This window comes from Serratia quinivorans, from assembly GCF_946227985.1.
Classification (GTDB): Bacteria; Pseudomonadota; Gammaproteobacteria; order Enterobacterales; family Enterobacteriaceae; genus Serratia; species Serratia quinivorans_A.
The window spans coordinates 1-21,852 of sequence record NZ_CAMKGL010000014.1; the positions used below are offsets into that span (position 1 = coordinate 1).

Here is a 21,852-nt window from a genome sequence, read left to right on the forward strand (position 1 = left end):
AAACAACTTATTGCTTGGTCACTCTTCAAGACTTGATATTTTTTCGAACCCGAAGGTTCTGGATATCGTCTTGTGGAGTGCCCACACAGATTGTCTGATAAATTGTTAAAGAGCAGTGAGTTAGCCGCCGTGGCGCGCTATCTCGAGGTGGCGTATATTACGCTTTCCTCTTTCAGAGTCAACCCCTAAATTTCAGGATTTTTCTCTTCGAACCCCGGAGACTCTGTGAAGTTGTTCACATGTTCCGTGTCGATGGAGGCGCATTATAGGGAGCTGGTTCAGAATGACAAGGGTTTATATTCACTTTCTATCTGACCGCTCACTATTCACGCACAACGCCTACTAAACCCGCTTTTTGATGGCTTCGGGCAGATCTGCCAGGCTGTTTATCACCCAATCTGCCAGTTTCTCACCTTGTTCAGTGACAGGTTTGCCGGTACGCACCAGCACCTTGGTCCCGACGCCTGCCGCTATTGCGGCCTGCATATCTTCCGGTTTGTCGCCAACCATATAAGAAGCAGCCATATCAATGTTCAATTCCTGCTGCGCCTGCAACAACATGCCCGGCTGAGGTTTACGGCAGTCGCACACCTGACGGAACTCTTCTACTACTGCATCAGGATGATGTGGACAGAAATAGATACCGTCCAGGTCAACATCGCGATCGGCCAGCGACCAGTCCATCCACTCGGTCAGGTACATAAATTGGTCTTCGCTGAACATGCCGCGCGCGATGCCGGACTGGTTGGTCACCAATACCAGAGCAAAGCCCATCTTTTTGAGTTCGCGACAGGCGTCAATCACGCCATCTATAAAGTGGAAATTATCGATTTCATGAACGTAGCCATGATCGACATTAATCGTGCCATCACGATCGAGGAAAATTGCTGGAACGCTTTGTGTCACCGGTTTGCTCCTGAGGGCCTGAAAACGCCGACAGTATCGCATGTTTTACCCGGCACTGAGAACGGCAGAGAACAGCGTTGATCGTTGACTTGGACGTCTAGACGCCTTAACATCTGACTCATACCTTGGTCCACGCCAGGGTTTACTTTTATCTAGCCACGGGCAACCACGCTAAAATAAGAAGAATATGATTAAACTTTCTAACATCACCAAAGTGTTCCAGCAGGGTTCGCGCACCATTACCGCGCTCTCTGACGTGACTCTTCACGTCCCTGCCGGGCAAATTTATGGCGTTATCGGTGCATCAGGCGCCGGTAAAAGTACGTTAATCCGCTGCGCCAACATGCTTGAGCGCCCTACCTCCGGCCAGGTACTGGTTGACGGACAGGATCTGACCTCGCTGTCCGAAGGCGAACTGACGCGCGCACGACGTCAGATCGGTATGATATTTCAGCACTTTAACCTGTTGTCTTCCCGCACGGTGTTTGGCAACGTTGCATTGCCGCTGGAGCTGGACAACACTCCACGCGCTGAAATCAAAAAACGTGTAACCGAATTGCTGGAACTGGTCGGGCTGTCAGACAAACATGACGCCTATCCGGCCAACCTGTCAGGCGGTCAAAAACAACGCGTAGCGATTGCCCGTGCGCTGGCAAGCCAACCCAAAGTCCTGCTGTGTGATGAAGCCACCAGCGCGCTGGACCCAGCAACCACCCGTTCAATTCTGGAACTGCTGAAAGACATTAACCGTCGTCTCGGTCTGACCATCCTGCTGATCACCCATGAAATGGATGTAGTTAAACGCATCTGCGATCAGGTTGCAGTTATCAGCCAGGGTCAGTTGATTGAGAAAGACAGCGTCAGCGAAGTGTTCTCGCACCCGAAAACTCCGCTGGCCCAGCAGTTTATTCAAGCCACACTGCATTTGGATATCCCGGACGACTATGCCAAACGCCTTGCACCGGAACGCAGTGGCGGCCGTCAGCCCCTTTTGCGTCTGGAGTTCACCGGCCAATCCGTTGATGCGCCGCTGCTGTCAGAAGCCGCTCGTCGTTTCAACGTTAACAACAACATTATCAGTGCACAGATGGATTATGCCGGCGGCGTTAAATTCGGCGTGATGTTGGCAGAGCTGCATGGCAGTGATGAAGATGCGCTGGCAACGATTAAGTTCCTGCAGGAAAATCAGGTAAAAGTAGAGGTTCTGGGTTATGTCTGAGGCAATGATGTGGTTAATGGCTCGTGGCGTGTGGGAAACCGTCATGATGACCTTTGTCTCCGGCTTCTTCGGTTTCGTACTCGGCCTGCCGGTTGGTGTGCTGCTGTATGTGACCCGCCCGGGGCAAATCGCGGCCAACAACACGCTATATAGAACGCTGTCCGGGCTGGTGAACGTTTTCCGTTCCATTCCGTTCATTATTCTGTTGGTGTGGATGATTCCATTTACTCGTTTGATCGTCGGTACCTCGATCGGTCTGCAGGCAGCTATCGTACCGCTGACCGTAGGCGCGGCACCGTTTATTGCCCGTATGGTGGAAAACGCCCTGCTGGAGATCCCCTCCGGTCTGGTGGAGGCCGCCCGCGCTATGGGGGCGACCCCGATGCAAATCATCAAAAAGGTGCTGCTGCCGGAAGCCCTGCCGGGTCTGGTTAACGCCGCCACTATCACCCTGATCACTTTGGTGGGTTATTCCGCCATGGGTGGCGCAGTCGGCGCAGGCGGTCTGGGACAGATTGGCTATCAGTACGGTTACATCGGTTATAACGCCACAGTAATGAATACCGTATTAGTATTACTGGTGGTGCTGGTCTATTTGATTCAGTTCTTCGGTGATCGGATCGTCAAGGCCGTCACCCATAAGTAGTTTTTACAGCAACTGCGCTCACACAGCGCATTTCAAATGCGAGTCTAATGAGGAAGGGATATGTCGTTAAAATTTAAATCCATCGCGGCAATCGGCGCACTGATCGGTACTCTGGCTCTGGCAGGCTGCGGTCAGGAAGAAAAAGATCCGAACCATATCAAAGTCGGCGTCATTGTCGGTGCTGAACAGCAGGTCGCTGAAATCGCGCAAAAAGTGGCGAAAGAGAAATACGGTCTGGACGTCGAACTGGTGACTTTCAATGACTACGTGCTGCCAAACGAAGCGCTGAGCAAAGGGGATATCGATCTGAACGCCTTCCAGCACAAACCTTACCTGGATCAGCAGATCAAGGATCGCGGCTACAAACTGGTGTCGGTCGGTAACTCCTTCGTTTACCCGATTGCCGGTTACTCCAAGAAAATCAAATCGCTGGACGAACTGAAAGACGGTTCTCAGGTTGCGCTGCCTAACGATCCAACCAATCTGGGCCGCTCCCTGCTGCTGCTGCAGAAGGTTAACCTGATCAAACTGAAAGACGGTGTTGGCCTGCTGCCGACCGTATTGGACGTGACTGAAAATCCGAAAAACCTGAAGCTGGTTGAACTGGAAGCGCCACAGCTGCCACGCTCCCTGGACGACCAACAAATCGCTCTGGCGGTGATCAACACCACTTACGCCAGCCAGATTGGCCTGACGCCGGCAAAAGACGGCCTGTTTGTAGAAGATAAAGACTCACCGTACGTTAACCTGCTGGTCGCCCGCGAAGATAACAAAGACGCGGAAAACGTGAAGAAGTTCGTTCAGGCTTATCAGTCTGACGAAGTCAATGAAGCGGCCAACAAGATCTTTAACGGTGGTGCAGTTAAAGGCTGGTAATCATTAATTACCGAATTTATTCCTATAATTGCAAGGCGGGCTCCGGCCCGTCGAGAGAGTTGGCATAGTTCTTTGCGGCTAAAAGTAATGATTTAGTCCTAATGAAAACAAAGAATTAGATCTTCTGAATTACCCCAAACATCCGAAAACCACGTTTTTCGGGTGTTTGTCTTATATCTAGACGGGCTCCGGCCCGTCTTGTTATTTCCACCATAGATTGCTTCAATAGCGCCACTTAACTATTCCATCAAGGCAGAGGAATCTCAATGCGTGCTTTACCTCTCTGTTTGTTAGCGCTTGCGCTGGCAGGGTGTTCGTCGCAGCGTTTCGCGCCCCCGTCAACAAACAGCACCAGCAAACCGGCAGTAACCACTCCGACCAAAACCACACCAGCAGCGCGTCCGGCACCGGTTAAACTGTACAAAAGTGCAGAAGAATTAGTGGGCAAACCATTCCGCGATCTGGGTGAAGTCTCTGGTGAATCCTGCCAAACAACCGTTCAGGACTCACCACCGAATCTGGCGACCGCCCGTAAGCGTATGCAAATCCGCGCCTCTTATATGAAGGCTAATGCCGTGCTGTTGCATGACTGCCAGATTGTCAGCGGTGTTGCCGGCTGCTACCAACAGGCCATTTGCCAGGGTTCAGCGCTTAACGTTTCGTCCAAATGACCGAATTTGTTTTCAACCAGATCGGTACCATCCGTTCACCGTATAAAGAAAAGTTCGCCGTCCCCCGCCAACCGGGGTTAGTCGAAGACGGTGGCGGTGAGTTGGTGCTGCTGCCGCCCTATAATCAGGCGGAAGCGGTACGCGGACTCAGCGAGTTCAGCCATCTGTGGGTGATGTTTATTTTCCATCAAACCATGGAAGGTGGCTGGCGCCCTACAGTCCGGCCACCCCGCCTCGGCGGTAATGCCCGGATGGGGGTTTTTGCCACCCGCTCAACCTTCCGCCCCAATCCGCTCGGTATGTCACTGATCGAATTAAAAGGCGTACGTGTGCAGGGCGGTGAAGTGGTGCTGGAGTTGGGCAGTCTCGATCTGGTTGACGGCACGCCGGTAGTAGACATCAAACCCTATCTGCCGTTTGCCGAAAGTCAGCCGCAGGCCCGCGCCGGGTTTGCTCAGGCCGCACCTGCCGGGGATATCCCGGTATGCTTTGCTCCAGAGGCGGAACAACAGCTGCTGCAACATCAGCGGCGTTATCCGCACCTGCGGCGCTTTATCAGCCAGGTGCTGGCTCAGGATCCGCGACCAGCCTACCGCAAGGGGCAAGCAGCAGAACGGGATTATGCCGTCTGGCTACTGGATTTCAACGTGCGCTGGCGAGTGGTGGGTCAACAAACCGAGGTGCTGTCTCTCGACCTGCGTTAAAATTCCACCGTCTCTCTTTTGACAACCCGCTCGCACTGGTAAACTAAATTACTTTCGAAAATTTTGGCTGCCCTACTACTGGCAGCCGGTTGCAATTTGCAGTTCTAACGGAACCAAAACACCATGCGTACTAGCCAATATCTGCTCTCCACCCTGAAGGAGACACCTGCCGATGCCGAAGTGATCAGCCACCAGCTGATGCTGCGCGCCGGGATGATTCGCAAGCTGGCCTCCGGTCTTTATACCTGGCTGCCAACCGGCCTGCGCGTTCTGAAAAAGGTTGAAAACATCGTTCGCGAAGAAATGAACAATGCTAACGCGATCGAAGTCTGCATGCCGGTGGTACAGCCAGCCGATCTGTGGCAGGAAAGCGGCCGTTGGGAACAGTATGGCCCTGAACTGCTGCGCTTTGTCGATCGCGGCGATCGTCCATTCGTGCTGGGTCCAACCCACGAAGAAGTGATCACCGACCTGATCCGTAACGAGATCAGCTCTTACAAGCAGCTGCCGCTGAACTTCTTCCAGATTCAGACCAAGTTCCGTGATGAAGTCCGCCCACGTTTCGGCGTTATGCGCTCGCGCGAATTCCTGATGAAGGATGCCTACTCGTTCCATACCTCACAGGAATCGCTGCAGGCAACCTACGAAGCAATGTACGAAGCCTACAGCAAAATCTTCAGCCGTATGGGCCTGGACTTCCGTCCGGTACATGCCGATACCGGTTCGATCGGCGGTAGTGCATCACACGAGTTCCAGGTCCTGGCCGACAGCGGTGAAGACGATATCGTGTTTTCCACCGGCTCCGACTTTGCCGCCAATATCGAACTGGCAGAAGCGGTTGCCCCGGCTGAGCCGCGTGCGACAGCCAGTGAAGAACTGCGCATTGTGGATACCCCGAACGCCAAGACCATTGCTGAACTGGTAGAGCAATTCCAGCTGCCGGTGACGAAAACCGTCAAGACACTGCTGGTGCGTGCTAAAGAAGAGAGCGGCCACAAGCTGGTTGCCCTGTTGGTGCGTGGCGATCACGAACTGAACGAAATCAAAGCCGAGAAGCTGCCGCAGGTTGCTGCTCCGTTGGTCTTTGCTACCGAAGAAGAGATCCGCGCTATCGTAGGTGCGGGCCCAGGTTCACTCGGCCCGGTCAATTTGCAGGTTCCCGTGGTTGCCGATCGCAGCGTAGCAGCGATGAGTGATTTTGGCGCCGGCGCCAACATCGACGGCAAACACTACTTCGGTATCAACTGGGAGCGCGATCTGCCGCTGCCACAGGTTGCCGATATCCGTAACGTCGTTGAAGGCGATGCCAGCCCGGACGGTAAAGGCACACTGCTGATCAAACGCGGTATTGAAGTGGGCCATATCTTCCAGCTCGGCACCAAATACTCGGAAGCAATGAAAGCCACCGTACAGGGCGAAGACGGCCGTAATCAGGTGCTGACCATGGGTTGTTACGGTATCGGGGTTACCCGCGTGGTCGCTGCCGCTATCGAACAGAACCATGACGAACGCGGTATCATTTGGCCGGACGCTATCGCGCCATTCCAGGTGGCTATTCTGCCAATGAACATGCACAAATCCTTCCGCGTGCAGGCGCTGGCGGAGGAGTTGTACAACACTCTGCGTTCCCACGGTATCGACGTGATCCTCGACGACCGTAAAGAACGTCCAGGCGTGATGTTCGCGGATATGGAACTGATTGGCGTACCGCACTCTATCGTGATCGGCGACCGTAACCTCGACAGCGAAGAGATTGAGTATAAAAACCGCCGTGTCGGCGAGAAGAAAATGATTAAAACCGGCGAAGTCATTGATTTCTTGCTGGGGCAGATCAAGCGCTAATCCGCTATCGCAGAAACTAAAAACCCGCCTAGGCGGGTTTTTTTATAGCGGTTATTTGCTGTCGCAATTTTTACTGCGGTCGAAGGCTATTTTACCGTCCGGCACCAGCGCCTTCTCGGTTAACCCCTCTTCCATTGACGGCTGAACGCTAAAGTGACCATTCAGAGTCAGGAACACCGGTTCGCCCGGCGTTTTGTAGGCCTTGGCATAACCCTGCTCCAGCGCGATAGTATTGTCGACCGGGAAAGTTTTGCCGGTGGCGCAATCTCTGAACACCGCTGCATCCGCCATGTAGGTGTAGCTGCCTTTCAGCGACATCGGCGTTTTAGGCAAGGCTTTTTCTACCGGTTCAAGCCGGTAATTCAACTGCGACTCAATCGGCATGCCGGTTTGATCCAGCATTTCCAAACTTTTACCCGCCGGGCGGAAATAACGCTTGTCACCACGGCTGTCGGTCAGCACCAACTTATCGGCGGTACGCGCCCATTTACCGTAGTCGGCAAAGGTTTGATCGCCGTCTTTGGTGCCGCGATAGGTTTCCTGCAGGACGAAAGTACCGTCTTTATCAAGGAATAATGCGGTATCCAAACCACCGCAGTCAGCGCAAGGCAGCACCCCCTGATAACTTTGTTGCATCGCCCGAAGCGGTTGTTCTTTCGGCTGGAAGTGGTTATTACATCCCAGTAACGAAAGTGCCCCTGCCGCTAAAAACAGGGCCAGTGTTATTTTCTTCACAGTTATTCTCCTACTGTGTTCATGTGTCCTTAAGTGCGGATCTTGCCGCGCAGCGCTTTAGTCGCGCCTTTCCGTACCTTGCCTTCCAGACGACGTAATTTTGCCCCTTTGGTGGGCTTGGTCGCTCTGCGAGTTTTTTCTACCACCATCGCCTGCTGGATCAAAGTGACCAGTCTGGCCAACGCCGCCTCGCGGTTTAATTCCTGACTGCGATATTCCTGCGCTTTGATAATCACCACGCCATCGGCGGTAATTAAATGATTATTCAGGGCCAGCAGCCTTTCCTTATAATACTCTGGCAGGCTGGATGCCCGGATGTCAAAGCGCAAATGGATAGCCGTTGAGGTTTTGTTCACGTGCTGGCCACCCGCGCCCTGCGCACGGATCGCCGTCAATTCCACTTCGTTATCCGGTATGGCTACATTTCTTGACAGTTCAAGCACCGGTCATACCTGCGCCTGTTGCCACTCGGCAAACTGGATTTCCAGACTATTCTGAGCGTCAGAAAGCCAGATAGTTCCCTCTTGCAGCGTGGCCTGCAGCGTCATATTGCGGCTGGCCAACGCCGCCAGTTTGGCTAATTGTTCATCATCCAGGAAACGGATGCTTAGGTTTTTGTGGTTTGCCACTTTGCCTTGCATCGATTGCCACCACACGTGGCCGGCACGTTCGCCGTAAGCATACAGCACCACTCGCGGTGACTGGTTGCAGGCCTTCTTGATGCGTTTTTCATCCGGCAGGCCCATTTCAATCCACATTTCCAGCCCGTTATGATCGTTACGCCGCCAGATTTCCGGCTCATCATCAGCGCTCAGGCCTTTGGTAAATACCAGACGCTCATCGGCATGACAGATCCAGGCCAGCAGACGCAGCATCATGCGCTGTTCAGTTTCAGAAGGATGTTGGGCCAGGGTAAGCGTGGCGTCGTGGTAGAAGTGACGATCCATATCAGCGATATTGACCGTGGCTTTATAAATAGTAGCTTTCAGCGCCATGGGTGACCTCATTATTATCAGGCGACAGTGTACTAGATTTGCCCCAACCGCGGCCAGCACGGCCGGGCAAAGCCCGGTGCGAAAGCCGCGCTGAGGTGCTAATAACTCCACAATAGCTGTGCTATAGTCGTCTAGGATAGAGTCAAGCTCCGAGTGCCTGCGCCTCATCGCTATAAGGCTTCGATGACGCAGAGGTTCTTAAGGGAGGAAACTGTGCAACAATACTGTGAGTTAGTACGCCGTTTTTACGCTGAGATCGGCAGTGGTGATCTCGGCTACGTGCCTGATGCGTTAGCATGTGTATTAAAGGCATTGGACGAAGTTGCTGCGAATAGCACGCTACCGTCCTCCGTTAGGGAACAGGCGGCCTTTGCCGCCGCTAACTTATTGGTGAGCGACTATGTTGATGAATGATGAGTACCAATCCATCAATTGCGATGACTATGAAAGCCTGGAACTCGCCTGTCAGCATAACTACATTCTGAAGCTGGAGTTACGCGACGGAGAAAAATTCGAAGGCAAAGCCACCGAGCTGAAGTTTACCAAGGGCGTTGAGTACCTGATTATCGATCGGGCCGGCGACGCTCTCAGCTTGCGTCTGGATCACATCCTCAGTTTCAGTCATCCGGAAATCGGTACCGTAGTCGTCAGCCTGTCTGATTGATTTAGCGGTAACGCCATCCCAACAGGGCAGCCCAACGGCTGCCCTCGTCATTTATGCCCTTAGGCTGGCTAGGGTTTGAGACTGGCTAGGGTTTGAGACTGGCCTAGGGTTTGAGACTGGCCTAGGGTTTGAGACTGGCATAGTAGGCCGCCAGATCGGCAATATCCGCATCAGACAGCGGGGAAACATAAGCTTTCATCACTTCCGCCTGCCCCCCGTTACGCTCGCCTTTCTTATAAGCCTGCAACGCATGTTCCAGATACATGGCGTTTTGCCCAGCCAGATTCGGGTACATCGGCATTGACACCTTCCCTTCAGCCCCATGGCACGCCATACAACTGGCGGACTTATCCTTCCCCGCAGCCGCATCGCCCGCCGCCATTGCAGGCAGGCTGAACAGACCTAATATCACCGCCATTGCGCTCACAAATTTCATCATGGTTCCTCAGTCTATTATTATTTTTTACGCCAGTGCAGCCGCCATGGCTGCTGCCCTTCAGGCGTTTGTCCGGCCTCGCTGACAAAGATCCCCAGCGCCGCAATAAGCTGGTCATCATAATAGATCAACGGAGTACGCTCACGCTGCCACGGGGGAATACCCAACTCCTGCCACAATTTTTTGATCGGACGAGAATGCGCGCGACCAAGGATTCGGTGTTTACCCTGAGCGCTAAAACGGATGCTCACTTTTTGCTGTGATTGCGGTGCACGCAGACAAATGTCACCTTCCCCACTGAGCAGTTCGCCCAATCCATCCGGTAGCATAAGCGGATCGCCCAATGACCAGCTTAGACTGATTTCACGCAGATCGGCCATCAGCGGCAACAGATACAAACGGCGGCGGAAGCGGCGGAACTGATATTGTCCCAATTGCAGTTGAGGTTCGGCGTCCTCGCGGCTGAGCGCCACTTCTTCCCATAACCGCTGCAACTGTTCGCGAGAAGGCATGGCGACGCCAAATAGCGAGATCCAACGGCGTAACAAGGCGAAACGTCGGACCGGTGAGCAGGTCAGCAGGCCTTCAATCGCCAGCGCACGGTCTTCGTCGAGCAGCTGGTGCAGTTGCTCTGACAGCAACTCATCCAGCAATTGCTCTTGCTCGGCACACAGGCTGGCACTGCGTGCCGTCGCTGAAGCAAAGTGCGGCCAGCGCTGATTCAGTAGCGGCAACACCTGCAGGCGCAAAAAGTTGCGGTCGAAGCGTGAGTCCTGATTACTGTCATCTTCAATCCAGCTGAGCTGATGTTGCCGCGCATAGGCCTCCAACTGCTGGCGAGAGTGGCCCAGCAGTGGACGCAGCAAATGATTATTCCCCAGCGACGTCTGTGCAGCCATGGCCGACAGGCCCGCCGGGCCACTGCCACGCTTTAGCGCCAGCAGGAAGGTTTCACATTGGTCGTCAAGGTGTTGCGCGGTAAGCAAGATTTCATCAGCCGCCAGCGTGCTGGCAAAAGCCGAGTAGCGGGCCGCCCGGGCTGCGGCTTCGATACCGCCCTGCTGGCTATCAACCTGCACGTGCTGAACCACCAGGGGTAGCTGCCAGGCAACGCATTGTTGCCGACAGTGTGTTACCCACTGGTCGGCAAAAGCACTCAGGCCGTGATGCACGTGCACCGCGCGAAGCTGCAAGTCCGGCAATTGCTGCCGTAACCCTACCAGCAGATGCAACAGCACGCTGGAATCCAGCCCGCCACTGAATGCCACCAGCAAGTGCCGGTGTGCACCCAATTGACGGGCAAGCTGTGCGGATAATTGATTGTTATTCATTGATTAGGCTTAATGACGTCCAGATAGCTGCACGTTAACCCCCGTCATACCATCAATCAAGCATTAACCGCACGCATATGACGGCCGGACAGCAACCACCACATGGCCAACACCGCCACCACTGCCGCCGTACACCCCATCGCCCACCAGCCAATTTGAGCAAACAGGTGAACATAGGCCTGTGCCGTCGCCCCCGTAGCCGGATCTTCGGCGGTTTGACCGGCGATAATACCGGCCAGATAATTGGCTATCGAGCCGGTGGTCAACATATAGATGCCGGTCAGCACCCCGGTAGCACCGGGGATATTCAGTCGGGTAATCTGTGCCATGGCGACCGGATCGATAAACAGTTCGGCAAGCCCCATCACCGACAACCCGGCGATCATCAGGCTCATCGAGCCCTGGCCGTAACGAGCGTTAAGCGCCATCAGGGTAAAGCCCACGCCAATCAGCAGTAAACCAAAGGCAAACTTTCCCCAAATCCGCAGAGTGCGGCGGCCATTGCCGTTGCCCCGCACCAGCCAGGCCAGCATCACACCGCCAAACATCACGGCAAAAGCGTTAACCGACTGGAACAATGCGGTCGGCACCGTCCAGGAAAACCATTGGCGGTCGACAAAGTGATCGATAAACAGGCTGATCGAACTACCGCCTTGCTGGGCAAAGGCCCAGAACAAGGTGCCCAACAACATCAACATCACTATCTGCCACAGCCCGCGGCGCTGCACCTTTGTTGCCCGGACCATAATGCGGATAACCATCACGACGGCGGCGGCACACACCAGCATCAGTAATTGACCGGCCAGGTCGTAAATGAACAGTAAAGTGAAGAACAGGGGGGCCAATAACAGTATGGTGCTCAGCCATACCCAGTTAGGTACCCGCAGCGTGGTGACGCACATCTGCGCCCGGTCCACACCGCGCGTATGGCTGAAATGACGGCTGCCGAACAGGAAGATCGTCAACCCGGCCAGCATGCCGATACCCGCCAGCGCAAAGCCGACGTGCCAGCCGTAGCGTTCTGCCGCCAACCCGCAGGCAATGGGCGCCAGGATCGAGCCCACGTTACCGGCGGCATACAGCAGTGAAAAGCCCCCTTCCCGGCGCGAGTCCTGCGGTTGATACAACTCGCCCAGCAGGCAGCTGATATTGGATTTAAACAGGCCGTAGCCACAGATGATGATCGACAGCGAGAGGTAGAGTGATTGTGTCGATACGGCGCTCAGGCCGAGCACAATATGGCCCAGCGTCATCAATACCGCTCCGGCAATGACCGCAACGCGGTTGCCCAGCAGGCGATCGGCAAGCAGGCCGCCGAGGATCGGCGTAACGTAGACCAGAGAAGCGTAGGCGCTATAGAGGCTAATGGCGCGGCTATCGGAATAACCAAGTTGGTGGGTAAGATAGAGAATAAGTAACGCACGCATGCCGTAAAAGCTGAAATATTCCCAAATTTGTATGGCTACGACATAGTAGATTGCGCGCGGCTGTGAGGGTGTTTTCATGGTTTTCTCCCATCAGTCGGGGAACGACAAAAGGGGAAGCGCAAGCACCTCCCCTTGTTATTTCACTTATTTATCGTTTTTCAACACCTTCACGGTGTAACGTCCATCCGCCTGGCGATAAGCGCCGTGGATATCGGTTTCGAAGCCTGGATAATGCGCGCCGATCTCGCACAGCATTTGCAGGAACTCCAGTACCGGACGGCTTTCCTCGGTGAGCATTTCACCCGGCATGACCAGCGGAACACCTGGTGGATATGGCAGGATCATGTTGGCATTCACTTTGCCCACCATATCTTCCAAATAGACCTCTTCCACTTCGCCGTGCAGTTCCTTCTGGAAGGCCTGGAACGGGTTCATTACCATCGCCGGCAGCACTTCAAAGGCGCGGTACATCAGATCCGGCAGGTTATGGTGTTTCACCAGGTTGTGGATATTCTGAGCCAATTCCTGGATACGCATGTTTTCATAAAACTCTGGTGCCTCTTTGTACAGCGATGGCAACATGTTTTTCACCCGCAGGTTCAGGTCGAACGAGCGTTTAAAGTCAGTCAGGCCGCGCAGCAGGCTGAGAGCTTTGGTTTTATCGATACCGATGCTGAACAGGAACAGCAGGTTATACGGGCCGGTTTTCTCAACAATGATGCCGTGCTCATCAAGGTACTTGGCAACCAGGCTGGCCGGGATACCAAACGACTCCATTTCGCCATCTTTGCTCATCCCTGGCGTCAACATGGTGACCTTGATTGGGTCAAGGTACATATGTTCGTTATCAATACCTTTGAAACCATGCCATGCACTGTCAGAACGCAGCGGCCAACACTCGGCTTCATCAATATGTTCCGGCTGCCAAACGTCAAAGAACCAACCTTCAGATTCGACATTCAGACGTTTTATTTCCTTACGGAACTTGATAGCTCGTTCAATTGAACCGTTAATCAGACGCTTACCGGCATTGCCTTTCATCATCGCCGCTGCGGTTTCGGTAGAAGCCACGATGCCGTAGTGCGGTGAAGTGGTGGTGTGCATCATGTAGGCTTCATTGAAGGTTTCTTCGTTGATGTCTCCTTTCACGTGGATCATCGAAGCCTGTGAGAACGCCGCCAGCAGTTTATGGGTGGATTGGGTTTCATAGATCACTTTCCCTTCCACGCGGCCGCCGCTCATGCCGCACTTGCCTTTGTAGATCGGGTGGAAGTTGGTGTAAGGCACCCAGGCAGAGTCAAAGTGGATGGATTTCACATCCAGCGTGCTCTTGATGAAATCGGTGTTATACAACAGACCATCGTAGGTCGAATTGGTGATCACCGCGTGTACCGGCCAGGTGGCGTTAGGGGTCTCTTTCACGCGTTTGGCGATGGTGGCACGGGAGAATTCGCTCTGTGGAATACCACCGAGAATGCCGTAAGCGTTACGAGTTGGGCGGAAGTAGATCGGCGTAATGTCGCTCATCATCATCAGATGGGTCAGCGATTTGTGGCAGTTACGGTCAATCAGCACCGTGCTGCCGGCAGGTGCAGAGTACATACCAACAATTTTGTTGGCGGTAGAAGTGCCGTTAGTCACCATATAGCTGCGTTCAGCGTTGAACACGCGGGCAATGTATTCTTCGGCTTCTTTGTGCGGGCCGGAGTGGTCCAGCAATGAACCCAGCTCAGAGACCGAAATTGACACGTCGGACTTCATCGCGTTCGGGCCAAAGAAATCGTAGAACAGGCTACCGACCGGGCTTTTCTGGAAGGCGGTACCGCCCATGTGGCCAGGAGTACAGAAGGTGTATTTGCCTTCACGCACGTATTTGAACAGCGCTTTGGTCAGCGGTGGCAGGATGGTGTCCACGTACTCATCGGTGTTCTGTTTGATCTTGTCGGCAATGTCGTTGGCCGCACCGAGCGCATATTCAAAGAAACGTACCTGCATGCGCAGATCGTTAAGGCTGACGTCCAGGGTTGAATAGGTGTTGGCAAAGGCATACAGCGGCATGTACTCATTCAATTCGCTGATTTCTTGGCACAGCTCAAGATTGTATTTATCCCAGTCGAAGATCACCCCGCACAGACGGGCATTATTCTCGATCAATTTGAGCAGGTCTTCGCGGTCGTTCGGGTAAACAATGCGGAAGTTCAGTTTTTCCAACGCGTTGTGCAGTTCGCGGATGGGCTCTTCTTTGAAGTAGACACCCATGTGGTTCATGATAGCAATAACGTTCATAATCATTTCTCCAGGTAATGCGAGCCCCTTGCCATCACGGATGACAATTGTTGTTGCAAGGGGCTGAATTAAGAAGTGGGTCAGTACGTGCTTAGTGCGCTTTGGCCGTCGAGCTGTCGTCGATGGCTACAGCATTGGCTTTCGCTGTCTGACGGGTATTCATTTTGCGGGCGTAGAACATCAGGATGATCAGGCTGATGATGAAGGTACCGGCCAGTTCGAACGATTCGGCACCCATCAGTGCGATGAAGCAGAAGCCACACCCCAGAACCGAGGCAATCAGGCTCAACAGGTTACGGATATTGACGCCTTCAAAGCGGATCAGATCTACGCAAGAGTAGAAGTAAGGCAGCATGGTCAGCAGCACCGCAATACCGGTCAGCATGCCGAACAGGTCGGAAGCTTTACCACCACCGGAGCTCATGGCGGTAATCAGCACCATCAGCGCGGTCATTTTGCAGCTTGCCAACAGCAGGCCTTTTCTAGGAATGCCGTTCTTGTCCAGTTCGCCGTACACTTTCGGGAAGTTACCGTCGTTGGCGGCACGAACCCCAGCCTGGCCAACCAGCATCATCCACGAACCCAGTGAAGTCAGGCAGGCAAAGGCGGTGAAGGCAGAGACCAGTGGTGCTGCCCAGTTACCCATAATGGCGGAGGCGCTGACGGCGAACGGTGCACCGCTGGCAGCCATTTGGCTCGCGGGGAACATCCCGCTCATCACCTGAGTGGCCGCAATGTAGATAATCCCGGCCAGCGCGGTACCCAGCATGGTTGCCAGCGGTACGGTACGTTTCGGGTTTTTCACCATGCCGGTGCTCACGGCGGCAGATTCTACGCCGATGAACGCCCACAGGCACAGCAGAATACTTTTAATTACCGCATGGCTGTCGGTGGTACCGGAAGTGTTCCAGTTAGCGTGGTAGGTTGCCGCGTCGAACCAATGCCAGCCGGCAGTCGCGGTCACAATCACCGGGATCAGCACCAACACCAGGCCGAGGGTGGTCAAACGGCTGACCCAGGTCCCGCCGAGCAGGTTAATAAAGGTGAACACCCACAGGATGGCGATACAGGCGATACCTGCCGGCACCGGATTGTTCAGCTCTGGGAAGAAGGTAGAAAGGTAAGAAACTGCGGTAATGCCGATGGCCAAATTACCGATCCAGTTCGCATGGTAATAAAGCACGCCGGTCTGGAAACCAAACGCCGGGGAAATTTCACCCGCGTAAGCAATAGGGCCGCCCTGCTGGGGGTTTTTGGTGGCCAGACGCGCATAGACATAAGCCAGTGACATCGCGCCAATAATAGAGATTACCCATCCCCAGATTGCGATAGAACCGAGGCTTGCCAGGTTCGCGGGTAATAAGGCAATACCGCTCCCCATCATATTACCGGCAACCACACCGGTGCAGGCAATAAGCCCTATTTTCTTGGATGAACCCATGGTCAGTTTCTCCTGATTTTGATTTCTTATAAGTCTTGGCCGTTATGCAAATTTGCTAATGACCGGACTTGATAGTCAGGATGCTAATGATTGGCGGGAATAAAGTCCTAAAGATAAAGTGATATTACGCTCATGATCATACAAATGATAAACTGAGGTTTTTCATTAACACATCAAGAGATAAACACGTGCTCAAGAAAAGATAAACAACCAATAAAAACAACAAAATAGCATTGTTATTTTCACTAACAAATGAAAATAAAAGAGAGAAACAAATCAACCAATGAGTTAATAGGGTTTAACAAATAAAGCACAATAAATAACACCGCCAGTCAAACAATCTGACTCGGCGGTGTGGATTAATTAGGTTGCTTATCCGGATTGTAGTTTTCGAGGTAGGGAACTACGGTGTTTATTGAGGTATGGAAGACGGCATTACGGATCCAATGCAAGGTATTCTCGCCCGGACGCAGGTTAAATGCCGTGATATAGGAGTCAGCAGCCAGGCGATTGTAGCCCTGCATTTCATAAACTTTGCCGAGTAACACATAATTCATCCAGGACATCTGCAACTCAATGCCTTTATTTATCGCCTGATAAGCCTCATCGATTTTCCCCTCCCCCAGCGCCCGTATCGTATGGATCTGCTGAATAACGGGGCTGTCTTTTAAAGCGGGCAGCGCATCCAGGCGTGCTATCTCCGTATCCAGTTGCGCCAACTGCACACTATCAAAAGGTTGATAAGAGTTACGCAGTAAGTCTGCCAGCGCTTTTTCCGCCGCAACATAAATAAAGCCCGGTGACGATTTCACCATATCACCCAGCATGCTACTGGCATGGGTCAAAGAATCGATGTCCCCCTGGATCAATAACTGATGTGCCTGGTAATACTGCTGCAGTTCCGGGCCGGAGTTTGGCAAGAGTTTCATCAACCGCTGCTGCAAGGGGGCCGGCCACGGCTGATTGAGGGCCACAGACAGACTGCTCAGGAAGTCTTCCTGAATTTTCAGTTGATTGTCTGTAGTAACAAAGTAACGCTTATCCAACATGATCGAGCTGTCTGCATTGTCCACCAGCCGTACCGACAGGAAACATTGCTGCGCGCGATAATGGCGCTGGTTGACGAACTCAATGGTCAGCGATTTACCCGAACTGCTTGGTCCGGTGTAGTTATAGTTGGTCTGATCGTGTACCAGGAAAGTGGAATAGGTGTTTAGCGAGTCCGTGACGACTTCGCTCAGGCCGACGACATAGGAAAGTTGCGGCGTCCAGTTACTGCAGCTGTTCCCCCCCTGAATGCGGATATCAATGTCACGCGGGTTCATCAGCACCGGCATGGTGGATTCCGGTATGCGACGCGACAGAGTTGCGATGGCCACGAACACCACGCAGGCGCTCAACGCCGCCAGGAAAGCCAGCCAAACCCAAAACGGTGATTGACGATAAAAAGCCACCTTCGACTTTGCCGGGGGAGTTTTTGTCTGGCTGGGTTTTGGCGGCTCATAATCAGCGCCATCGTCTTCACTGCCATCTTCCGGCTCATGAGTGATGACCGCCACCCGCGGTAGCGCAGGTATGCTTGCCTCTTCCCCTTCACACCACATCACTGGCGCAGCCAGTTTATAGCCGCGCTTGGGCACGGTAATAATGTATTCCGGGCTGTTGCTGTCACCGTCCTTCAGGTATTTGCGCAGTTCGGAAATACTCTGCGTCACCACATGATTGGTGACGATGTTGCGCTTCCAAACGTTATCGATCAGCTCATCGCGGCTCAGCACCACATCCGGGTGTCGGGCGAAATATTGCAGCATATCGATTAAGCGCGGTTCCAACGCCAGCTGGCGCCCGTCACGGCTTATTTTGTTGTCTGCGGGAGTAACCAACCACTCGCCAACGCGAAAAACGGGTTCTTGCATAGTGAAAATAACTCAAAAGGGGGTGCGGCAAGCGCGGGATAATACCATATGAGCGCCCGGCCTGCGTCTATATGCCCCGATTAAGCATTCATACCTCATATAATTCTAGAGGCAAGCCATCGGGATCGCTGAAAAAAGTAAAACGTGACTGGGTATAAGGATCGATGCGTATTGGCTCGCAAACCACGCCAGCAGCCTGCAAATGCTGGATGGCCTGCTCGATGTCCTCGACGCTGAATGCCAGATGGCGCAGGCCACAGGCCTCCGGACGACTGACACGAGCCGGAGGTGACGGGAAGGAAAACAGTTCGATGCTGTATTGACCATTGAGTGCCAAATCGGCCTTCCAGGAGTCACGTTCTTCGCGATAAAACTCGCCAAGAAGGGTGAAACCCAGGATATCGCAATAAAAATGCTTACTGGCCGCATAATCCGAACCAATGACGGCAATGTGGTGTATCTGACGGAGTGCCAACATAATGTGTCTCATTATCGGTGTGATGAGGCACGGTATCCGGCGACAGTAGCGACGTCAACGAAAAAAGCCCCGCATATAAGACGGGGCCGTCATTCAGAAATCAGCAACGCAACAGGCCGATTAGGCTTTAAGATCGGCCAGTGCAGCACCGTAGTTGATGTGCAGCACCTGTCCCTCCACCACGAGTGCCGGTACGCTTTGTACCCCGGCTTTTTCTGCTTCGGCGATACGCGCCGGTTTTTCACCCAGATGCACCACATCCACTTGCACATCCTGGCTCAACAGGCCCAACAACTGCTGCTCTGCGCTGACGCAAACCGAACAACCGGCATGATAGAAAACGGCCTTGGTCATGATAATTCTCCTTGGTTCTGACTGTGTGGGCGAAATTAACTCACCCATATAGTTTCGATTCGAAACCAAATGCACAATAAATCCCCCATCACGACTTGTCAATATAGTTTTTAATCGATACTATTTTCCCACGCTCGCGAGGATCCCATAATGAGACTGTTTGATTTATTGGAGCGGCTAAATAGCCTGCAGCGCAGCTGGTTGCGCAGCCATGAAGAGCTGGAAAGCCTGCCCCCGGTGCAATTAAGTGCGTTGTACTATCTGGCACGCTGCAACCATTACTCCAACACGCCGATGGCGGTGGCGGAATATCTTGGCCTGACCAAGGGTACGGTATCGCAATCGCTGAAAAAGCTGGAAAGTAACGGCATGATCGCGCGCACTGCGGACGAGAAGGACCGCCGCAGCGTCAGGCTAAAGCTGACCGACAAATCACGCGTATTGATGGATGCCCTGTTCCCACCGGCCTATTTGCAGAATGCACAGGATGCCATGCAGCAAGACGGCGGACAGTTAGTGGAGTTGCTGACGCAGTTGTTACGCCAGTTGCAAAAGCAGGATGATAACGTGGCGTTATTCGGCGAATGCCATCGCTGCCGCTATCACCAGCGGCAGGATGGCCACCCATTTTGTGGCCTGACGCAGGAACCACTGCCGGTAAGTAGCGTAAACCTGATTTGCCGGGAATATGCTTAAGCCAACGGCATTTTCAGCACCTTCACCAGGTAACGCCCGTCCTCGGTCAGTTTCGCGCCGTGGATATCGGTTTCAAAGCCCGGATAACGCTCACCGATCGAGCACAACATCAGCAGGAAATCGAGCACTGCACGGCTCTCTTCGGTGATCATCTCGCCCGGCATCACCAGCGGTACTCCTGGCGGATAAGGCAGGATCATGTTGGCAGCCACCTTGCCGACTAACTGATCCAATTCGCAGGTTTCTACGTTACCGCGTACCTGTTGCTGGAACATCTGGTGCGGCGTCAGCTTCATTTCAGGCAGTACGTCAAATGCCCGCTGCATCAGCCCCGGCAGATCGTGCCGACAGATTAAACGGTGGATCCCGGCAGCCAGATCCTGAATACGCATATTGCGGTAGAAATCCGGGTCTTCCGCGAACAGATCCGGCAGCATGTTCTTCACCCGCAGGTTGAGATCGTAAGCGCGTTTAAAATCGGTCAAACCGCGCAGCAGGCTCATCGCCTTGGTTTTATCGATGCCGATGCTGAACAGGAATAACAGGTTATAAGGCCCGGTTTTTTCCACTACGATGCCGCGTTCGTCCAAATACTTCGCCACCAGCGCCGCGGGTATCCCGCTCTCTTCCAGCATGCCCAGCTCATTCATACCCGGCGTCAGGATAGTGACCTTGATTGGATCGAGGTACATGTGGTTGCTGTCGGTATTGCCGAAACCGTGCCAATTATCATCCGGGTTCAGTGGCCAACACTGCGCCTCGTCGATCTCCTCCGGCTGCCAGATGTCGAAGAACCAGCTATCGCTCTCCTCCCGCAGCCGCTGCACCTCACGGCGGAAATGCAGTGCGCGCTCCACCGAGCGATTTATCAACCGCCGCCCTGGATTGCCACGCAGCATCGCTGCGGCAGTCTCCATCGATGCCACGATGCCGTAATTCGGCGAGGTGGTGGTGTGCATCATATAGGCTTCGTTAAAGGTGCTTTCGTCGTAGTCACCCTTAATGTGAATCATTGAGGCCTGCGAAAACGCCGCCAGCAGTTTGTGCGTAGACTGGGTTTCGTAGATAACCTTGCCGGGCGTGCGCTCGCCGCTCATACCGCTCTTGCCATCGTAAATGGGATGGAAGTTGGTATAGGGCACCCAGGCCGAATCAAAGTGAATTGAAGGTACGTCCAGCGTCTGTTTGATGTAGTCGGTGTTGTACAACAAACCGTCATAAGTGGAGTTGGTGATCACCGCATGTACCGGCCAACTGGCATTAGCCGTCGCCGCGACCCGGCCGGCAATGCTCTCGCGAGTAAATTCATGCTGCGGGATACCACCGAGAATGCCATAGGCATTGCGCAGCGGACGCAGATAGATAGGCACGATATCGCTCATCATCAGCAAATGGCATAAGGATTTATGGCAGTTGCGGTCAATCAATACCGTACTACCGGTCGGCGCCGAATACATGCCGACAATTTTGTTGGCGGTGGAGGTGCCGTTGGTCACCAGATAACTCTGCTCGGCGTTAAAAGTACGGGCAATATACTCTTCGGCTTCCAGATGCGGGCCGGTGTGATCCAGCAGCGATCCCAGTTCCGTCACAGAGATTGAGACATCTGCTTTTAACGTGTTGGCACCGAAAAAGTCGTAAAACAGGCAGCCGACCGGGCTTTTCTGAAAGGCAGTGCCGGCCATGTGGCCTGGAGTACAGAAAGTGTATTTCCCTTCGCGCACATAGTTGAACAGCGCCTTGGTCAACGGGGGCGTAATGGTATCTATGTATTCGGCGGTGTACTGCTGAATACGCTGCGCAATATCATCCGCCGCATTCAGAGCGTACTCAAAGAAATACAGCGCCATGCGCATTTCATGCAGGCTGACGTCGAAGGTGGAATGCGTATTGATGAAAGCATACAACGGCAGATATTCATTCAGCTCATTGATGTCGCTGCACAGCTCCAGGCTGTAGTCGTCCCAGTCAAAAATCACCCCACAAATGCGCGCGTTGGACTCGACCAGTTTTAGCAAATCACCGCTGTTTTTCGGATACACCAGTTGGAAATCCATTGCAGTCAGTGCGGTGTGAAGCTCGCGGATCGGCTCGTCTTTGTAATAAACGCCCGCTGGGCTCATGATCGCGATGATATTCAACGGCTGCTCCTGTCAGTTAACCACCAATCGTCTATAACAACATGAAAAAACCGTGCTGTGTACCCCAGAGCCCCTTTTCAGCAGCCAA

22 protein-coding genes are annotated in these 21,852 nt (G+C 53.5%); 9 read left to right on the forward strand and 13 right to left on the reverse strand.

Going from position 1 to position 21,852, the window contains the following annotated elements; genetic code table 11:
- Nucleotides 1-342: 342 nt before the first annotated feature.
- The gene (gmhB, locus tag OCH02_RS23030; protein WP_017893778.1) at nucleotides 343-906 is read right to left on the reverse strand and encodes a D-glycero-beta-D-manno-heptose 1,7-bisphosphate 7-phosphatase; all 564 of its coding nucleotides are present in this window, start codon (nucleotides 904-906) and stop codon (nucleotides 343-345) included.
- 187 nt (nucleotides 907-1,093) lie between these two features.
- On the opposite strand from gmhB, the gene metN reads away from it, so the two are divergent.
- From metN to proS, 6 genes are all read left to right on the forward strand, one after another.
- Nucleotides 1,094-2,125 carry a methionine ABC transporter ATP-binding protein MetN gene (gene metN / locus OCH02_RS23035; protein ID WP_261110304.1) on the forward strand — a complete coding sequence of 344 codons (1,032 nt, stop codon included), beginning with the start codon at nucleotides 1,094-1,096 and terminating at the stop codon, nucleotides 2,123-2,125.
- Nucleotides 2,118-2,771, forward strand: a complete 654-nt coding sequence (locus OCH02_RS23040; RefSeq protein WP_012146460.1) for a methionine ABC transporter permease MetI — start codon at nucleotides 2,118-2,120, stop codon at nucleotides 2,769-2,771. The genes metN and OCH02_RS23040 overlap by 8 nt, the downstream gene beginning before the upstream one ends.
- A 60-nt stretch (nucleotides 2,772-2,831) precedes the next feature.
- Nucleotides 2,832-3,647, forward strand: a complete 816-nt coding sequence (locus OCH02_RS23045; RefSeq protein ID WP_004952177.1) for a MetQ/NlpA family lipoprotein — start codon at nucleotides 2,832-2,834, stop codon at nucleotides 3,645-3,647.
- A gap of 266 nt (nucleotides 3,648-3,913) precedes the next feature.
- Nucleotides 3,914-4,318 (forward strand): Rcs stress response system protein RcsF, encoded by a 405-nt coding sequence (gene rcsF, locus OCH02_RS23050; protein WP_153859291.1) that lies wholly within the window; start codon nucleotides 3,914-3,916, stop codon nucleotides 4,316-4,318.
- A complete protein-coding gene (gene tsaA, locus OCH02_RS23055; RefSeq protein WP_261433142.1) occupies nucleotides 4,315-5,022 on the forward strand; it encodes a tRNA (N6-threonylcarbamoyladenosine(37)-N6)-methyltransferase TrmO in 708 nt (235 codons plus the stop codon). The genes rcsF and tsaA overlap by 4 nt, the downstream gene beginning before the upstream one ends.
- Before the next feature lie 123 nt (nucleotides 5,023-5,145).
- Nucleotides 5,146-6,864 carry a proline--tRNA ligase gene (proS, locus tag OCH02_RS23060; protein WP_261433144.1) on the forward strand — a complete coding sequence of 573 codons (1,719 nt, stop codon included), beginning with the start codon at nucleotides 5,146-5,148 and terminating at the stop codon, nucleotides 6,862-6,864.
- Between the two features lie 51 nt (nucleotides 6,865-6,915).
- Here proS and nlpE read toward each other — a convergent pair whose 3' ends face one another.
- The 3 genes from nlpE to OCH02_RS23075 are packed head-to-tail and all read right to left on the reverse strand — an operon-like array spanning nucleotide 6,916 to nucleotide 8,594.
- Nucleotides 6,916-7,599, reverse strand: a complete 684-nt coding sequence (gene nlpE / locus OCH02_RS23065; RefSeq protein ID WP_261433145.1) for an envelope stress response activation lipoprotein NlpE — start codon at nucleotides 7,597-7,599, stop codon at nucleotides 6,916-6,918.
- Nucleotides 7,600-7,628: 29 nt separating this feature from the next.
- Nucleotides 7,629-8,042 (reverse strand): alternative ribosome rescue aminoacyl-tRNA hydrolase ArfB, encoded by a 414-nt coding sequence (gene arfB, locus OCH02_RS23070; RefSeq protein ID WP_012146465.1) that lies wholly within the window; start codon nucleotides 8,040-8,042, stop codon nucleotides 7,629-7,631.
- A 3-nt stretch (nucleotides 8,043-8,045) separates the two neighbouring features.
- Nucleotides 8,046-8,594, reverse strand: coding sequence for a YaeQ family protein (locus tag OCH02_RS23075; protein WP_012146466.1), 549 nt, complete (start codon nucleotides 8,592-8,594; stop codon nucleotides 8,046-8,048).
- A 213-nt stretch (nucleotides 8,595-8,807) separates the two neighbouring features.
- Between OCH02_RS23075 and OCH02_RS23080 the strand changes: the two genes are divergently transcribed.
- Both OCH02_RS23080 and rof read left to right on the forward strand, forming a co-directional pair.
- Entirely contained in the window at nucleotides 8,808-9,008 is a 201-nt protein-coding gene (locus OCH02_RS23080) for a YaeP family protein (RefSeq protein WP_012146467.1), read from the forward strand.
- On the forward strand, nucleotides 9,001-9,258 hold the full coding sequence (rof, locus tag OCH02_RS23085; protein WP_368040125.1) for a Rho-binding antiterminator: 258 nt from the start codon (nucleotides 9,001-9,003) through the stop codon (nucleotides 9,256-9,258). Before OCH02_RS23080 ends, rof begins: the two co-directional genes overlap by 8 nt.
- A 121-nt stretch (nucleotides 9,259-9,379) precedes the next feature.
- Here rof and OCH02_RS23090 read toward each other — a convergent pair whose 3' ends face one another.
- The 8 genes from OCH02_RS23090 to OCH02_RS23125 all read right to left on the reverse strand — a co-directional run bounded on the left by OCH02_RS23090 (nucleotide 9,380) and on the right by OCH02_RS23125 (nucleotide 18,927).
- Entirely contained in the window at nucleotides 9,380-9,697 is a 318-nt protein-coding gene (locus OCH02_RS23090; protein WP_261433146.1) for a c-type cytochrome, read from the reverse strand.
- Nucleotides 9,698-9,714: 17 nt separating this feature from the next.
- A complete protein-coding gene (gene tilS, locus OCH02_RS23095) occupies nucleotides 9,715-11,025 on the reverse strand; it encodes a tRNA lysidine(34) synthetase TilS (protein ID WP_261433147.1) in 1,311 nt (436 codons plus the stop codon).
- Nucleotides 11,026-11,081: 56 nt separating this feature from the next.
- Nucleotides 11,082-12,530, reverse strand: a complete 1,449-nt coding sequence (gene dtpD, locus OCH02_RS23100; RefSeq protein WP_261433148.1) for a dipeptide permease DtpD — start codon at nucleotides 12,528-12,530, stop codon at nucleotides 11,082-11,084.
- A 66-nt stretch (nucleotides 12,531-12,596) separates the two neighbouring features.
- Nucleotides 12,597-14,738, reverse strand: a complete 2,142-nt coding sequence (gene cadA / locus OCH02_RS23105) for a lysine decarboxylase CadA (protein WP_261433149.1) — start codon at nucleotides 14,736-14,738, stop codon at nucleotides 12,597-12,599.
- 91 nt (nucleotides 14,739-14,829) lie between these two features.
- Complete coding sequence (gene cadB / locus OCH02_RS23110) at nucleotides 14,830-16,179, reverse strand: cadaverine/lysine antiporter (RefSeq protein ID WP_261433151.1); 1,350 nt, start codon at nucleotides 16,177-16,179, stop codon at nucleotides 14,830-14,832.
- Nucleotides 16,180-16,538: 359 nt separating this feature from the next.
- Complete coding sequence (gene cadC, locus OCH02_RS23115) at nucleotides 16,539-18,095, reverse strand: lysine decarboxylation/transport transcriptional activator CadC (protein ID WP_261433152.1); 1,557 nt, start codon at nucleotides 18,093-18,095, stop codon at nucleotides 16,539-16,541.
- Between the two features lie 88 nt (nucleotides 18,096-18,183).
- Nucleotides 18,184-18,573: a VOC family protein gene (locus OCH02_RS23120; RefSeq protein ID WP_261433153.1), complete on the reverse strand. Its 390-nt coding sequence runs from the start codon at nucleotides 18,571-18,573 to the stop codon at nucleotides 18,184-18,186.
- Between the two features lie 120 nt (nucleotides 18,574-18,693).
- Entirely contained in the window at nucleotides 18,694-18,927 is a 234-nt protein-coding gene (locus OCH02_RS23125; protein WP_261433154.1) for a thioredoxin family protein, read from the reverse strand.
- Nucleotides 18,928-19,077: 150 nt separating this feature from the next.
- On the opposite strand from OCH02_RS23125, the gene OCH02_RS23130 reads away from it, so the two are divergent.
- The gene (locus OCH02_RS23130; protein ID WP_261433155.1) at nucleotides 19,078-19,623 is read left to right on the forward strand and encodes a MarR family winged helix-turn-helix transcriptional regulator; all 546 of its coding nucleotides are present in this window, start codon (nucleotides 19,078-19,080) and stop codon (nucleotides 19,621-19,623) included.
- Here OCH02_RS23130 and OCH02_RS23135 read toward each other — a convergent pair.
- A complete protein-coding gene (locus OCH02_RS23135; protein ID WP_261433156.1) occupies nucleotides 19,620-21,764 on the reverse strand; it encodes a lysine decarboxylase LdcC in 2,145 nt (714 codons plus the stop codon). The genes OCH02_RS23130 and OCH02_RS23135 overlap by 4 nt on opposite strands.
- Nucleotides 21,765-21,852: the final 88 nt, after the last annotated feature.